Origin of the sequence: Diaminobutyricimonas sp. LJ205 (genome assembly GCF_009755725.1) — a bacterium.
Lineage (GTDB): Bacteria > Actinomycetota > Actinomycetes > Actinomycetales > Microbacteriaceae > Ruicaihuangia.
This window is the reverse complement of sequence record NZ_CP046619.1, coordinates 2,067,232-2,081,860: the sequence shown is the minus strand read 5'-3', so window position 1 is coordinate 2,081,860 and position 14,629 is coordinate 2,067,232. Positions and strand designations below refer to the sequence as shown.

12 protein-coding genes and 1 pseudogene are annotated in these 14,629 nt (G+C 67.2%); 10 read left to right on the top strand and 3 right to left on the bottom strand.

The annotated features are described in order from the left end of the window. The first annotated feature begins 84 nt into the window (after positions 1 to 84). The 5 genes and pseudogenes from GO591_RS10080 to GO591_RS16080 all read left to right on the top strand — a co-directional run bounded on the left by GO591_RS10080 (position 85) and on the right by GO591_RS16080 (position 3,817). On the top strand, positions 85 to 495 hold the full coding sequence (locus GO591_RS10080; protein WP_157156698.1) for an arsenate reductase ArsC: 411 nt from the start codon (positions 85 to 87) through the stop codon (positions 493 to 495). Continuing rightward, positions 495 to 1,157: an arsenate reductase ArsC gene (locus GO591_RS10075; protein WP_157156697.1), complete on the top strand. Its 663-nt coding sequence runs from the start codon at positions 495 to 497 to the stop codon at positions 1,155 to 1,157. Before GO591_RS10080 ends, GO591_RS10075 begins: the two co-directional genes overlap by 1 nt. 14 nt (positions 1,158 to 1,171) lie before the next feature. After that, positions 1,172 to 2,161 (top strand): thioredoxin-disulfide reductase, encoded by a 990-nt coding sequence (gene trxB, locus GO591_RS10070; RefSeq protein WP_157156696.1) that lies wholly within the window; start codon positions 1,172 to 1,174, stop codon positions 2,159 to 2,161. Between the two features lie 98 nt (positions 2,162 to 2,259). Next, positions 2,260 to 2,754, top strand: a pseudogene (locus tag GO591_RS16135) (FAD-dependent monooxygenase); the annotation flags it as partial. A 49-nt stretch (positions 2,755 to 2,803) separates the two neighbouring features. Next, a complete protein-coding gene (locus GO591_RS16080; protein WP_304506147.1) occupies positions 2,804 to 3,817 on the top strand; it encodes an FAD-dependent monooxygenase in 1,014 nt (337 codons plus the stop codon). A gap of 159 nt (positions 3,818 to 3,976) precedes the next feature. On the opposite strand, the gene GO591_RS10055 is transcribed toward GO591_RS16080, so the two are convergent. Further along, complete coding sequence (locus tag GO591_RS10055; protein ID WP_157156693.1) at positions 3,977 to 4,975, bottom strand: phosphotransferase; 999 nt, start codon at positions 4,973 to 4,975, stop codon at positions 3,977 to 3,979. A 68-nt stretch (positions 4,976 to 5,043) separates the two neighbouring features. On the opposite strand from GO591_RS10055, the gene nudC reads away from it, so the two are divergent. Genes nudC through GO591_RS10040 form a run of 3 tightly spaced genes read left to right on the top strand, consistent with a single transcriptional unit; the run spans position 5,044 to position 8,230 of the window. Then, a complete protein-coding gene (gene nudC / locus GO591_RS10050; RefSeq protein WP_157156692.1) occupies positions 5,044 to 5,970 on the top strand; it encodes an NAD(+) diphosphatase in 927 nt (308 codons plus the stop codon). After that, on the top strand, positions 5,964 to 7,679 hold the full coding sequence (locus GO591_RS10045) for an ATP-dependent helicase (RefSeq protein ID WP_157157869.1): 1,716 nt from the start codon (positions 5,964 to 5,966) through the stop codon (positions 7,677 to 7,679). The genes nudC and GO591_RS10045 overlap by 7 nt, the downstream gene beginning before the upstream one ends. A gap of 32 nt (positions 7,680 to 7,711) precedes the next feature. Next, positions 7,712 to 8,230, top strand: coding sequence for a flavodoxin family protein (locus tag GO591_RS10040; RefSeq protein WP_157156691.1), 519 nt, complete (start codon positions 7,712 to 7,714; stop codon positions 8,228 to 8,230). On the opposite strand, the gene GO591_RS10035 is transcribed toward GO591_RS10040, so the two are convergent. Together GO591_RS10035 and GO591_RS10030 are read right to left on the bottom strand one after the other, a co-directional pair. Further along, a complete protein-coding gene (locus GO591_RS10035; protein WP_157156690.1) occupies positions 8,202 to 9,014 on the bottom strand; it encodes a TOMM precursor leader peptide-binding protein in 813 nt (270 codons plus the stop codon). The genes GO591_RS10040 and GO591_RS10035 overlap by 29 nt on opposite strands. 55 nt (positions 9,015 to 9,069) lie before the next feature. Next, positions 9,070 to 10,404 (bottom strand): zinc-dependent metalloprotease, encoded by a 1,335-nt coding sequence (locus GO591_RS10030; protein ID WP_157156689.1) that lies wholly within the window; start codon positions 10,402 to 10,404, stop codon positions 9,070 to 9,072. Between the two features lie 117 nt (positions 10,405 to 10,521). Here GO591_RS10030 and GO591_RS10025 point away from each other — a divergent pair, with 117 nt between their 5' ends. After that, on the top strand, positions 10,522 to 11,631 hold the full coding sequence (locus GO591_RS10025) for a YlbL family protein (protein WP_157156688.1): 1,110 nt from the start codon (positions 10,522 to 10,524) through the stop codon (positions 11,629 to 11,631). A 123-nt stretch (positions 11,632 to 11,754) separates the two neighbouring features. Then, entirely contained in the window at positions 11,755 to 14,625 is a 2,871-nt protein-coding gene (locus GO591_RS10020) for a UPF0182 family membrane protein (protein ID WP_232466127.1), read from the top strand. The last annotated feature ends 4 nt before the right edge of the window (positions 14,626 to 14,629 follow it).

The window sequence follows — 14,629 nt, the reverse complement described above, 5'->3', positions numbered from 1 at the left end:
CGCCCAGTCTGACATATAGATTGACATCTATTGATTTTGCCGCGATACTAATCAATAGACCTTCATCGATTGATTGCGAGCACCATGTCTGAAAAGCCCACCGTCCTGTTCGTCTGCGTTCACAATGCGGGCCGTTCCCAGATGGCCGCCGGTTACCTGCAGGCGCTCGCGGGCGACCGCGTCCAAGTGCTCTCCGCAGGCTCGGAGCCCAAAGACCAGATCAATCCGGTCGCGATCGAGGCCATGCGTGAAGAGGGCATCGACATTGCCGACAACACCCCGAAGATCCTGACCACCGAGGCCGTCAAGGAATCGGATGTCGTGATCACCATGGGCTGTGGCGATGTCTGCCCGATCTTCCCCGGCAAGCGCTACGAGGACTGGGAGCTGGATGACCCGGCCGGCCAGTCGATCGACAACGTGCGCCCGATCCGCGATGACATCAAGGCGCGCATCGAGAACCTGCTCGCGGAGATCCTGCCGGCGAACGTCTGATGAACGTGTCGTCGCGCCGCGGGATGCCGGGGTTGGCGTACCCCGAGGAGTATCTTCGTCGGCTCGCCGGCGATCTGTCGGAGCGGTTCGCTGGAGTGTTCAGCCCCGAGACGGTTGAGCGGTATGTCCTGGAGTCCTACGCGAGCCTTCTCCGTACCTCGACGGTGAAGGCGCATCTCGCCTCCCGCACCACCCGTTACGCGACCGAGCGGCTCACTGCGCTCGCCCAGGCGAAGGGCGCCATCGCCCGAGACGTGCCAGAAGTGCTGTACGTGTGCGAGCTGAACGCCGGCCGGTCGCAGATGGCCGCGGTGCTCACCGACCACCTCTCCGGCGGGCGCGTGCACGTTCGCTCCGCGGGTTCGATGCCCGCCCAGGAACTCAACCCCGTTGTAGTCGAGGTCATGGCCGAGATGGGCTTGGATATGCACCAGGCGTTTCCCAAGCCACTGACCGACGACGTCGTGCAGGCCGCGGATGTAGTGATCACGATGGGCTGCGGTGACGCTTGCCCGATCTACCCGGGCAAGCAGTACCAGGACTGGGAGCTTCTCGACCCCGAGGGCCAGTCCCTCGAAGTGGTCCGCGGCATCCGGGACGAAATCCAGCACAGCGTCGAAGCGCTTCTCGCGAGCCTCGGCGTTGCCAGTACTGAACAGTGAATAGCGCGCACCTAATGAGTGTCGAGAACGTCATCGTCGTCGGCTCCGGCCCCGCCGGATACACCGCCGCCACCTACCTCGCCCGCGCCGGGCTCGCCCCGATCGTGCTCACCAGCTCGGTCGAGATCGGCGGCGCGTTGATGAACACCACCGAGGTTGAGAACTTCCCCGGATTCACCGACGGCATCATGGGCCCGCAGCTCATGGAACAGATGCGGGCCCAGGCCGAGCGTTTCGGCGCCCGGATCGTCTACGACGACGCGACCGAACTCGAGCTCACCGGGCCGGTGAAGCGCATCAAGACCGGCGGCGGCACGGAATACGAGGCTCACGCGGTGGTGCTCGCCATGGGTTCCGCGTACCGGAAGCTCGGCGTCGCCGGGGAGCAGCGCCTCAGCGGCTACGGTGTTTCCTGGTGCGCCACCTGCGACGGTGCGTTCTTCCGTAATCAGGACATCGCCGTGGTCGGCGGGGGCGACTCCGCACTGGAGGAGGCAATGTTCCTCACCCGGTTTGCCGACTCGGTGACGCTCATCCACCGCCGCGACAACCTCCGAGCGTCGAAGATCATGCAGGAGCGCGCACTCGCCAATCCGAAGATCGAGCTGCGCTGGAACTCCGAAGTGCTCGAGGTGCTCGGCGACGAACGACTCGCCGGTCTCACGGTCCGCGACACGGTCACCGGTGAGACGTCCCAGCTGGGCTCGACTGGGCTGTTCATCGCGGTCGGCCACGACCCGCGCAGCGACCTCGTCAAGGGCCAGATCGACACCGACATCGACGGATATGTGAAGGTCGCCCACCCTACGACCGAGACGAACCTTCCCGGCGTGTTCGCCTGCGGCGATCTCGTCGACCGGCGCTACCGGCAGGCCATTACCGCGGCCGGAACCGGGTGCGCGGCCGCGCTTGACGCTGAGCACTACCTCGCGGCGAACGGGATGACGGCACACGAAGGCGCGGCAACGGTGGAGCCTGATATCGACAAGGTAATGCTCGGCTAACTCGCTTTGGCGGCCAGCACACCAGCCGCATATGCGGCTGCGATGATCACTAGTGAAATCGCGATGTGCTCGCAGGCGCGCCTGATTAGGTTGGCAGTATGGCGGATCAGTCCACGCCAATCGTTGATGTCGATGTTCTGATCGTTGGAGCGGGGCCGACTGGTCTGGCGCTCGCGGCGGAACTCGCCGCCTTCGGAATCCGTACCCGGATCATCGACAGGATGATCGATCGGGTTCACGAGTCCCGGGCTCTGGCGATTCAGCCGCGCACCCTTGAAGTGCTGGCCCCTCTGGGGATTGCCGATGCCCTGGTCGAGGCAGGAAACCGCATGGTGCGGCTGCAGATTCACTTTCCCAGACGATCGGTCACCCTTCCCCTCGCCTCGGCACGGATTCGGGACACCCGGTATCCGTATCTGCTCTTCCTGTCGCAGGCGGAAACCGAACGAATCCTGGGCGAGCATCTCGCGAGTGTGGGCGTACCGGTCGAGCGTGGCGTCGAACTCGTGGAGCTGAAGCAGAGTCCCGGCGCGGTGACAGCAGCGCTGACCAGCGGTGACGAGACATCCCGCATCCGCGCCCGGTACGTCGTCGGATGCGACGGCGCCCACAGCGCGGTGCGTCACCTGTCCGGGATCCCGTTTGCCGGACGCGCGTTCCCGCAGACCTTCGCGTTGGGCGGACCTCGAGGTCGACGAGCTCGCGAGGGGCCGCGCGCATGCCTACCTGGGGGAAGCCGGCCCGCTGCTGTTCTTCCCGCTCGGAAGACCCGCTGCGTGGCGGATGCTGGTCATGGTCGCGCCGGGCGCCTCGCCCGACCTGCCCGTCCTACAACGGATGATCACCGGGTACACCCAGCAGCCGCTCACGCTGCATGATCCTGTCTGGTCGACCACGTTCACGGTGCACAGTCGCTATGCCCGCCGCTTCCGCGACGGCCGCGTGTTCCTTGCCGGGGATGCCGCTCATATCCACAGTCCGGCCGGCGCGCAGGGCATGAACACCGGCATCCAGGACGCCGTCAACCTCGGCTGGAAGCTCGCGCTCGCCTGCACGGCTCGAGGCGGTGACACGCTGCTCGACAGCTATGCACAAGAACGGCTCCCGGTTGCCCGGACAGTGCTGCGGATGACCAATCGCGCCTTCAGGGTCGCTACCGCGCGGACGTCGGTCGCCAGATTCGCGCGGCTGACTGTCGCACCGTTGCTGGTTCCGCTGGTGCTAAGGCCGGCCGCCCTGCGTACCGACGGATTCCGGATCGTTGCGCAACTGCGGATCCGGTACCGGAGCAGTCGACTGTCGAGGGAGGGTAGCCCGCGGATGCGTCGGGGTCCGCGTGCCGGTGACCGGTTGCCCGATGCTCGGGTTCACCACGCCGGCAGTCGAACGTCGCTCCACCGGTTGCTCAGTGACCCGAGCTTTCACCTGATCCTGGTGGGCACAGCGGACTGGAATCTGTCCCGAATCGAGGACCAATGGCCGGGTCTGATCCGGTCAGTCCGGCTGACCGACCGGAGTGCGATGGCGGAACTCGGTGTCGACGCCGACGCTGCCGCTCACTATCTCGTGCGACCGGACGGTCACATTGCCTACAGGGCGCGCGGGGTTGATCTGAAGCCGCTGGAATCGCACCTTCGACGGATCCTTCATAGCTGAGTGAACTGCACAAAACCCGCTACTCTGTTTCGGGCGGTAGCCTTTCGGCTTGGCGCTAGTGAAATACCAGTAGCTCGGGGCCGATTCGCTAGCGCCGGCGATCGGCAGCAGCGACCCGCGCCAGCGAGCTCCACTAGCGGCTGCACCAGCGGACGTGGTTTACGCGGAGCCGGTGCGCCGCTCGGCCGCGTCGAGCAGCGCCTCCACCTCGGACACGGTCGGCGTCGGCATGGTCTGCGGGCTGATCGGGTTCATCACATCGTTCTGCACCCGGTCGACGAGTCCGTGCAGCATGGCCACCGCGTCGTCAACGATTGAGGTGTCACGAACCTCGGTGCCGTGCAGCAGCCAGCGGGCAAGTTCCAGTTCGGCGTATAGCACCGCGCGGTGCTTCAGCTGCCGGTCGGTGCCGCCGCGCGCGGCCATGTACGCGTCGAGTGCCGCGTCGGCACTCTCCGTGGGTGCGCTGAGCAGCCAGCAGAGATCCTTCGCCGGGTCACCGATGCGCAATTCCTGCCAGCCGAGCACGCCCGAGACAGCGTCGCCCGCGCTGAGAATCGACTCGGCGCTCAGCTCACCGTTGATGACGGTGGGCTGGAACTGCCAGAGCAGGTGATCGTCGGTAGCGGCTTCCCAGCGGCTCTGCAGCAGCGCGGGCACCAGGCCGGTCGCCGAGGCCCGGTCGATGATGCTGAGCGTTGCGCGGAGGCTTTCCACCGCGGTCATCGTGGGCAGTCCGGCATCCGTCACGAATGTCGTCGGCAACTGGTGGATCGCGGCGATGGCCCGGCCGATGGAGGCCGCCAGGGTCGGGTCGACGCGCCGCAGCGGCACCTTGTCGCCGGGCACGTACTCGTAGACCACGGCGCGGCTGCCCTGGAACGGCACCTGCCCCGCGAATGTCGACACCGCGAACGGCAACCGTGCGCGCACGCCGGGGCTGAGCGCGCGCAGCGCGACCAGGTCGGCGGACTGCTCCGCCTCGGCGCGGGGATTTCGTGGCATTCGGATGACCCAGTCCCGACCATCACGGCCGGTGAGCAGGGCGGAACTGAACTCGCCGCCTGAGCTCGAACCGAAAACGGTAGCCCTGGCGACATCGAGGTCGGCGACGGCCGCGGTAGCCAGCGCGGCTAGAGTGAGATGGGATCTGGCCATAGGAATCAGGGTAGGTCCAGCACGCCCGACCTCGGCCCTACGCCACGCACTTGGAGAATAGGGGCAGCATGACTTTGTCGTTCTCAGCGCGACTTCCGCTCGCGCGATTCGAGATCGACCGCGACAACCTCTCCCGACCCCGCGAGAACCTGTTCGAGGAACTCTGGGCCGAGCCCACCACCCGGGTACTCGCGGTCACCAACGGAACCGCCCCGGTGACCGAAGACCGCACCGCGCTGCGCCTGCTGCCGGCGGCATCCGTGGCCCGTGACGGGCTGCTCGTCTACCTCGGTCGAGCCGAGGTCGACGGGGGAGTCACCGCAATCGTCGCCCGGGTCACCGACCCTGAGGAGGCCGAACAGATCGGCGGCGACTGGGCGAACCTGAGGGATGTCGCACATCGACTGGGCGACCGGGACGCCGCGCTGTTCGCCGAGGCCGTCGCCATCATCAACTGGCATGCATCGCACGGTTTCTCACCGCGCACCGGGACCGCCACCGTGCCGACCATGGGCGGCTGGGTGCGCGTCGACCCGGACACCGGGGTCGAAGTGTTCCCGCGCACCGACCCGGCGATCATCGTCGGAATCACGGATGCCGAGGACCGATTGCTGCTCGGCAGCAACGCCCTCTGGGAACACAACCGCTACTCGCTGCTGGCGGGGTTCGTAGAGCCGGGCGAGTCGCTCGAATCCGCCGTGATGCGGGAGGTGTTCGAGGAGTCCGGGGTGCGGGTGACCAATCCGCGTTACCTGGGAAGCCAGCCGTGGCCGTTCCCGGCCTCGCTCATGCTTGGTTTCACCGCGAGCGTCGACGACTCCTGGCACGGTGACCTGCTTCCCGACGGTGACGAGATCCTCGATCTGCGCTGGTTCAGCCGTGACGAACTCACGGCGTCGCTCGGTGACATCCTGCTGCCCGGTCCGTCCTCCATCGCCCGCGCGATCGTCGAGCACTGGTACGGGCGGCCTCTCGACGGCGGTTCACCCTGGTGAGCGGCGCGGAATCACTGCTGCAGGGCCTCGACGACCAGCAGCGCGTGGCCGCGGAAACCCTGCTCGGACCTGTCTGCATGCTCGCCGGTGCTGGCACCGGCAAGACCCGCGCGATCACCCACCGGATCGCCTACGGCGTCGCCAGCGGCGTGTACTCTCCGAGCCGGGTGATGGCGCTGACCTTCACCAACCGCGCCGCGGGCGAACTGCGTGGCCGGCTGCGGGCGCTCGGTGCCGGCGGCGTGTCCGCCCGCACCTTCCACTCGGCGGCGCTTGCGCAGCTCAGCTACTTCTGGCCGCAGGTCATCGGCGGCACCCTGCCGCGCATCCTCGATGGCAAGGCGAGGTTGCTCGCGCACGCCGCGGACGGGCTGCGGCTGAAGCTCGACACGGCGACCCTGCGTGACGCGGCCGCCGAGATCGAGTGGCGCAAGGTATCGCGGATGACGATGGACGACTACGAACGCGCACTCGCCACCAGGGCACTGCCGCCGTCGCTGACGGTTGACAGCGCGATGGCACTGCAAGCCGCATACGAGAAGCTCAAGGACGAGCGCCGGCAGATCGACTTCGAGGACGTGCTGCTCGCCACCGCGGGCATGATCGAGTCCGAGCCGCGGGTCGCCGACCATGTGCGCGGCCAGTACCGCTTCTTCGTCGTCGACGAGTACCAGGACGTGTCGCCGCTGCAGCACGAACTGCTGCAGCTGTGGCTCGGCGACCGCACCGACCTGTGTGTGGTCGGCGACGCCAGTCAGACCATCTACTCATTCGCCGGCGCCTCCAGCGACTACCTGCTCGGCTTCGCCAGCCGCTACGAGGATGCCACCGTGGTGCGGCTGGAACAGAACTACCGATCCGCGCCGCCGATCGTGGACGCCGCGAACCGGCTGATGCGCGGACGTCACGGCGCGCTGGAACTGGTGCCCGCTCAGGAGCGGGTCGGCAAGCTGCCGGATGTCGAGACCGCCGCCTACTCCGGTGACACGGTGGAGGCGCGGGCAATCGCGCACGCCATTGCCGCGCGGATCGCAGCCGGCGTCGCCCCGCAAGACGTAGCCGTGCTCTACCGCATGAATGTGCAGGCCGCCGCGCTGGAAACCGCGCTCACCGACGTCGGGGTGAGCTACCGGCTGCACGGCGGAACCCGCTTCTTCGACCTGCCCGAGGTGAAGCGTGCCCTGATGGAGCTGCGCGGCTACGCGGTGTCCGGGGCGACCGGGCCGCTGTTCAAGGCGGTCAGCGATGTGCTGCGCTCGCAGGGTTGGACCCAGAGCCCGCCGGAGAACCCGGGCGCCACCCGCGACAAGTGGGAGTCGTTGAACGCGATCATGACCCTCGCCGACGCGGCGCCGGAGGGGACCACTCTCACCCGGTTCGTCGACGAGCTGTTCGAGCGTCAGTCCGCACAGCACGAGCCCACCCTGGCTGCCGTCACCCTGGCCACACTGCACAGTGCCAAGGGTCTGGAGTGGGACCACGTCTATCTGGTCGGCCTCAGCGAGGGACTCATCCCGATCAGCTACGCGAAGACCGCCGAGGCGGTCGACGAAGAGCGCCGCCTGCTCTACGTCGGCATCACCCGCGCCCGGCGCACCCTGCAGCTGTCCTGGGCCGGCAGCGGTCCACATCGGTCGCAGGCCCGCGTGCCGAGCCGGTTCCTCAGCGAACTCGGCGCGAAGGGTGCGGGGCCGGTGCGTGCGGAGTAGCCTCACCGCCAACTAGCGCGAGGAGGTACCCGATGAAAGCCTTCATTGTTTACGAGTCCCAGTTCGGCAACACCGCAAAGATCGCGAATGCTATCGCCAAGGGCATGAAGCACCACCTCGAGGTCGAGGTGCACAACGTGACCGACCCGGACCGGCCCTCGGGCGCGGATCTGCTGGTAGTCGGCGGCCCGACGCACGCGTTCTCGCTGTCCCGCGCGTCGACCCGCGCCGACGCGGTGAAGCAGGGAGCGAAAACTGCCGACACCGACGTGGGCTTGCGCGAGTGGCTGGACGGCCTGGCGGCCGTCGATGGCATCCCGTTCGCGACGTTCGACACCAGGGTCGATATCGTGCGCAAGCTGCCGGGCTCGGCAGCGAAGGCAGCCACCAAACGCGCGCGCAAACTGGGCTACTCACCGATCACCCGGCCGGAGAGCTTCTATGTGCAGGATGTCTCGGGGCCACTGCTCGAGGGTGAGCTGAACCGCGCCGAAGTCTGGGGCGGGCAGCTCGGGCAGTTGTTCAGGGGTGAGCCGCGAAGCTGGGGCTGACCCGCCCGGCGAGGGTGGTGCATCCGCAGTCCGGGTGAGGTTCGAGCCGCTGACGGTCGATGCGGCCGGTGCGGGTGTCCAGGCGCAACTCTTCACTGGGCACAACGGCGCCGGCGAGGCGCCGCAGCACCAGTCGGCAGCTGAGGGCGATCGCTTCCGCGAGCACGATCGGCGTCTCGACCGCGGCACGTCGACCCCACAGCTGGGTGGCGATCGCCGGCCAGGCCGAATCCGAGTCGGTGCGGTACCGCTCCACGCAGTGCAGGCACGGCCCAGCGCCCGGCTCCACCATCGGCCCGATCAGCACGGCGGCGCCACCGAACACCACCGGCAGGTGCGGCACGTCGCGACGTAACCACAGACCGTGGAACGCCGGTTCGACGACGAAGCTGTCGACGATGACGGCGAGATCCCCGCTGGCGTGCTCGGCGGCATCCGCGGTCGCGGCAATCACGGTGCTGACACCCTGCCAGGCGAGCGCGTCGGCAATCTGCTCAGCGGCCGGCGACTCACCCGAGACCACCACCGTGCCGGGCGGCGCCGACCGAACCAGCGCCGGGCTGATGATGGCGAGCAGGTCGTCGGCATCGTGTTCGGTGCCGCCCGAACTACGGGCGATCACCGCGAGTTCCGACCGGGTGGCACCCGTGGCGAGGGCGCTCAGCATGCGCTCATGTGCCGGCGTGACGCCCTCGATCACGGCGACCGGGTCGAGGCCGCCGAACTGCAGGCACTCCGGGGAGCGCCAGACGACGGGATAGCGAGAGTCCAGGGTGTGCATCATGCAGGCATGATGACCCCGGGGCTCCGGCGCTCGCCGGATCTGTCCACAGGACGGGTCAGTCTTCCTTCGGACGGTCCTCGCCGTTGTCGCTCAGCAGATCCTCGATCGCCTGGTCGATGTCATCGCGCACCGGCTCACTGGCGGTGAGGCGGGCGACCAGCGCTGCGGGGTCGTCGATGTCGTCGGCGGTGGGAAGGATGTCGGGATGCGCCCACAGGTCATCGCGACCGGTATCGCCGGTGGCATCCGTCACCTGCTGCCACATCGCCGCAGCCTCACGCAACCGGCGCGGCCGCAGTTCCAGGCCGACCAGGGTGGCGAACGCCGACTCGGCCGGGCCTCCGGTGGCGCGGCGGCGGCGGACCGTCTCCGCGATCGCGGCCGCACGCGGAAGCCGGGAGGTTGCCCGCGCCGTGACCACGTCGACCCAGCCGTCGATCAGTGCGAGCATGGTCTCGAGTCGCGCCAGCGCGGCCTGCTGAATCGGGGTCTTCGGCGGGATCAGCGCGCCGCTGGAGAGCGCATTGCGCAGTTCCTCGGGGTTCGACGGGTCGAAGTCGGCGGCGAGCTCCTCGAGCCGCATGGTGTCGATGTGGATGCCGCGGGCGAACTCGGTCACCGACGAAAGCACATGCATCCGCAGCCACTTGGCGTGCCGGAACAGCCGCGCGTGCGCGAGTTCGCGCACCGCCAGGTAGAGGCGCACCTCTTCGGTGGGGATGTCCAGGCCGCTGCCGAAAGCGGCGACGTTCTGGGGGATGAGCGCAGCGTGCTGGTCATCCAGCAGTGGGATGCCGACGTCACCGCCCGAGACGACCTCGGTCGACAGCTGGCCGACGACCTGGCCGAGTTGCATCGCGAACAGTGTGCCGCCGAGGTTGCGCATCATGCGGCTGGCGCCGGCCATCATGCCGTTCATCTCTTCGGGAGCCTGCTCGGCGAGCACCTCGGTGAGCGCGTTGGCGATGGACGTGGCCACGGGTTCGGTGAGCTGGGTCCACACCGGCATGCTCGCAGCCACCCATTCGGTGCGGCTCAACAGTTTCGGCGTGGCGGTGAGCTCGGAGATCTCGGTCACCTCGTCCAGCCAGAGCGAAGCGACGTGGAACGCCTGTTCCAGCTGCGAACGCTCGGCAGGCAGCGACACGACCGAGGACCGGGTGGCGATGTGCTCTGCCTGCTGCACGGCCAGGTCCCAGTTCACGCCGTCGGCGGAGGAGTTCAGTGCGCTCTGCAGCTGGCTCATCATCTGCGCGACCAGCGCAGGATCATTCGGGAGCCCAGCGGCTCCCGCCAGCTTGCCGGGGTCGAATTCCGAGTTGCCAGAAAGGAACTCGCGAAGCATGTCGCGGAACTCGTCCTCGGGCTCTTTCCGCGGATCGTCAGCCATGCAAACTACGCTAGTCGGTGCACGGTCGGCGTGGCTGTGTTTTGACTTAGGCTGACGCTCCTGACTGTGCGCCCGTGGCGAACAGGCGGGAACATCCGCTCACCCGATAAGGATCACGTGGCTCTGTTCGAACAACTGACCCCGGCCCGGCCAGGTCGTAAACGCGGCGGCGGATGGATCGGTTGGTCACTGCTGGGCGTCGGTGTGCTCACCGCGGCGAGTCTCGCCGTCATCCCGGCGCCGTATGTCATTGAGAAGCCCGGCCCGGTGTTCGACACGCTGAGCGATGTGCAGGTCTCCGGCGACCAGGTGCCGATGATCTCGATCCCGTCGCAGGAGACCCACCCGACCGAGGGATCGCTCAGCCTGCTCACCGTCAGCGTGGTGGGCAACCCGGAACGGCTGCCCGACTGGCTCGACGTCATCGGCGCCTGGTTCAACCCCAGCCAGGCCGTGGTGCCGGTGGAGAGCGTGTTCCCCGAAGGAGTCACCCGCGAGCAGTCCACCGAGCAAAGCCGGGTCGACATGGAGAACTCGCAGCAGGAGGCCGTGGCCGCGGCGCTCACCGAACTCGGTCATGAGTTCTCGAGCATGCTCAGCGTCGTCGAGGCGCAGCCCGGCGGGGCATCCGATGGCGTGCTCGAAGCCGGCGACGTGATCGAAAGCCTCAATGGCGAAACCTTCGAGGACGTCACCGGGTTGCGCGCCGCGATCGCCGACAACGGCACCGACAAGCCGGCAACGGTGATCGTCGTCCGTGACGGCGAACGCCTCGAGCTCGAGGTCACCCCGGAGCTCAGCGATGGCCCGGAGCCGACGCCGATCCTCGGCATCCTGGTCGGCGGCCAGTACGACTTCCCGTTCGAGGTCGACATCCAGCTCGAGAACGTCGGCGGTCCGAGCGCCGGCCTGATGTTCACCCTCGGGATCATCGACAAGCTCACCCCGGGCGCGCTGAACGGGGGAGCGGATGTCGCGGGCACGGGCACCATCGCGGCCTCGGGCGACGTCGGCGGGATCGGTGGCATCCGGCAGAAGATGCACGGTGCCGTCGCCTCCGGGGCGGAGTACTTCCTGGCCCCGGCCGACAACTGCAACGAGGTCACCGGCAACGTGCCGGACGGGCTCGAGGTGTTCGCTGTGTCGACGCTCGATGAGGCACTCACGGTGCTGGAAGGCGTCGCTGAAGGGGACACTTCGGAGCTTCCAACCTGCGCCATAGAGTAAATAAGTAATATTCGAGGCGAACTCGCAGCCGCGGCACGCTTAAGATGAGAGCATCCTTGGCCAGCAACTTGGAGCAATCACTTGAGTTCAGCATCACCGTCCGCAAATCGGTCACGTTCACGCGTGACCCTCGCCGTCACGGCCGGGGTCCTCGCGGCGTTGGTGATCCTGTTCTTCATCTTCTCCGGCTTGTACGCCGACATTCTCTGGTTCGACCAGCTCGGCTTCCTCAGCGTGCTCACCACGCAGTGGTTCGCCACCGCCGCGATGTTCGTCATCGGCTTCCTGGCGATGGCCGTCCCGGTTTGGGTGTCGATCGAGGTCGCCTTCCGCCGACGGCCGGTGTACGCCAAGCTCAACGCGCAGCTTGACCGCTACCAGCAGGTGATCGAGCCGCTGCGCCGCCTGGCGATGTACGGCATCCCCGCTGTGCTCGGTCTGTTCGCCGGCATTGCCGCGTCCAGCCGCTGGCCGCTCGCGCTGCAGTGGCTGAACCGCACGCCGTTCGGTGAGACCGACCCGCAGTTCGGACTCGACATCGGCTTCTACGTCTTCGAGCTGCCGTTCTACCAGTCGATCGTGGCGTTCGCCTCGGCGGTCGTGCTGATCTCCGGCCTGGCCGCCCTGGCCACCAGCTACCTCTACGGTGCGCTCCGGGTGAGCGGTCGTGAGGTGCGCATATCGCGCACCGCGCGCGTGCAGCTCGCCCTCACCGGCGCGCTCTACCTGGCGCTGCAGGCCGTGAGCATCTGGCTCGACCAGTACGCAACGCTTGCCGAATCGAGCACCGGCTACCTGCAGACCGGTGCCGGCTACACCGAGGTCAACGCGATCATCCCCGGCCGGGCCATCCTCGCCGGAATCGCCGCAGTCATCGCGGTGCTGTTCATCATCACCGCGGTCATCGGTCGCTGGCGCCTGCCGATCATCGGCACCGCGCTGCTGATTGTGTCGAGCATCGTGATCGGCAGCGTGTACCCGTTCATCGTGCAGCGCTTCCAGGTCGACCCGAGTGAGGCGACCGTTGAGGCGGAGTACATATCCCGGAATATCGAAGCCACCCGAAATGCGTACGGGGTGTCCGGGGTCGAGTCGGTCGCCTACAACGCGACGACGGATGCCGAGCCCGGCGCGCTCCGCGAGGACGCTGAGACCACCGCGAACATCCGCATCATCGACCCCGCCCTCGTGACCGACGCGTTCGGGCAGTTGCAGCAGTTCCGCAACTACTACCAGTTCCCCGAGCACCTCGACGTCGACCGCTACAACGTCGACGGCGAGATGACCGACACCGTGATTGCGGTGCGCGAGCTTGACCAGGCGGGTCTTGGCGAAGACGTCAGCTGGTACAACAGCACCGTCGTCTACACGCACGGGTACGGCGTGGTCGCCGCGTTCGGCAACCAGCGCTCGGTTGACGGCCAGCCGGTGTTCATCGAGTCGGGAATCCCCTCGACGGGTGCGCTCGGTGACTTCGAACCGCGCGTCTACTTCGGTGAGTCCTCGCCCGCCTACTCGATCGTCGGCGCGCCCGAAGGCTCTGAGGACGTCGAACTCGACTACCCCTCCGGGGACGAAGAGGGCGCCCAGAACACGACCACCACGTTCGAGGGGGAAGGCGGGCCGAAGCTCGACAACTTCTTCAACCGGCTGGTCTACGCGATCAAGTTCCAGTCGGAGCAGATTGTGCTGTCGGATGCCGTCAATGACGAGTCGCAGATCCTGTACGACCGCGACCCGCGCGAGCGGGTGCAGAAGGTCGCGCCCTACCTCACCCTGGACAGCGACGCCTACCCGGCGATTGTTGACGAGAAGCTCGTCTGGATCGTCGATGGCTACACGACGACCGACCATTACCCGTACTCGCGGGTGGAGCAGCTCTCCGATGTGATTGCGGACACTTACACTCCGCAGCCGGTCGTCGCGTTCGATGACATCAACTACATCCGCAACTCGGTCAAGGCCACGGTCGACGCCTACGACGGCAGTGTGACGCTGTACGCGTGGGACGAGCAGGACCCGGTGCTGCAGACCTGGCAGAAGATCTTCCCCTCGACTCTCGAGCCGATGGAAGAGATGAGTGCCCAGCTGATGGAGCACGTGCGTTACCCAGCTGACCTGTTCAAGGTGCAGCGGGCGATCCTCGGCACCTATCACGTGACCACTCCCGGGTCTTTCTACTCGCGGGATGACGCCTGGGTGACGCCGAACGAACCGACCACTACCTCGGCGAACCCGCCGCTCCAGCCGCCGTACTACCTGACGATGCAGATGCCGGGCGAGGAGACTCCCGCGTTCTCCCTGTACTCGACGTTCATTCCGAGCGGTACCGCCGAGTCCACCCGAAACGTGCTGTTCGGCTACCTCTCAGTGAACGCCGACGCCGGAAGCACTCCGGGTGAAGTGTCGGAGGACTACGGAAAACTGACGCTGCTGAACCTGCCGAAGCAGGACACGGTGCCCGGTCCGGGGCAGGTGCAGGCAAACTTCAACGCCGACCCGACGGTTTCGCGAGAACTGAACCTGTTGCGCCAGGGTGAGACCGACGTGTTGAGCGGAAACCTGCTGACACTGCCTGTCGGGGGCGGCCTGCTCTACGTGCAGCCGGTGTACGTGCAGTCGCGCACGGAAACGTCGTACCCGGTGCTGCAGAAGGTGCTCGTCGCCTTCGGTGACCAGATCGCCTTCGAGGACACCCTCGATGCGGCGCTGGACTCGCTGTTCGGTGGCGACTCCGGAGCAGCGGCAGGTGACACCGAGGTGCCGGTAACGCCGACCGAGCCGGCACCGGCGCCCACCGAGCCGGGAGCGGAGCCTGCGCCCGAGGCACCGGCTCCGAGCAACGATCTCGACGCAGCGCTACAGGATGCTCACGACGCTTTGCTGGAGCGTGAGGCCGCCTACGCCGCAAACGACCTGGTCGCCGCTGCTGAGGCCGATAAGCGTCTGCAGGACGCTCTTGAGCGGGCGATCGCGGCCAGCGAAGGCCAGTAGCCCT

What these genes read in the sequence shown, in the direction of transcription:
- GO591_RS10080 (WP_157156698.1), top strand. Translation starts at nt 85, where the DNA reads ATGTCTGAAAAGCCCACCGTCCTGTTCGTCTGCGTTCACAATGCGGGC.
- GO591_RS10075 (WP_157156697.1), top strand. Translation starts at nt 495, where the DNA reads ATGAACGTGTCGTCGCGCCGCGGGATGCCGGGGTTGGCGTACCCCGAG.
- trxB (WP_157156696.1), top strand. Translation starts at nt 1,172, where the DNA reads ATGAGTGTCGAGAACGTCATCGTCGTCGGCTCCGGCCCCGCCGGATAC.
- GO591_RS10055 (WP_157156693.1), bottom strand. Translation starts at nt 4,975, where the DNA reads ATGGCCAGATCCCATCTCACTCTAGCCGCGCTGGCTACCGCGGCCGTC.
- nudC (WP_157156692.1), top strand. Translation starts at nt 5,044, where the DNA reads ATGACTTTGTCGTTCTCAGCGCGACTTCCGCTCGCGCGATTCGAGATC.
- GO591_RS10040 (WP_157156691.1), top strand. Translation starts at nt 7,712, where the DNA reads ATGAAAGCCTTCATTGTTTACGAGTCCCAGTTCGGCAACACCGCAAAG.
- GO591_RS10035 (WP_157156690.1), bottom strand. Translation starts at nt 9,014, where the DNA reads ATGATGCACACCCTGGACTCTCGCTATCCCGTCGTCTGGCGCTCCCCG.
- GO591_RS10030 (WP_157156689.1), bottom strand. Translation starts at nt 10,404, where the DNA reads ATGGCTGACGATCCGCGGAAAGAGCCCGAGGACGAGTTCCGCGACATG.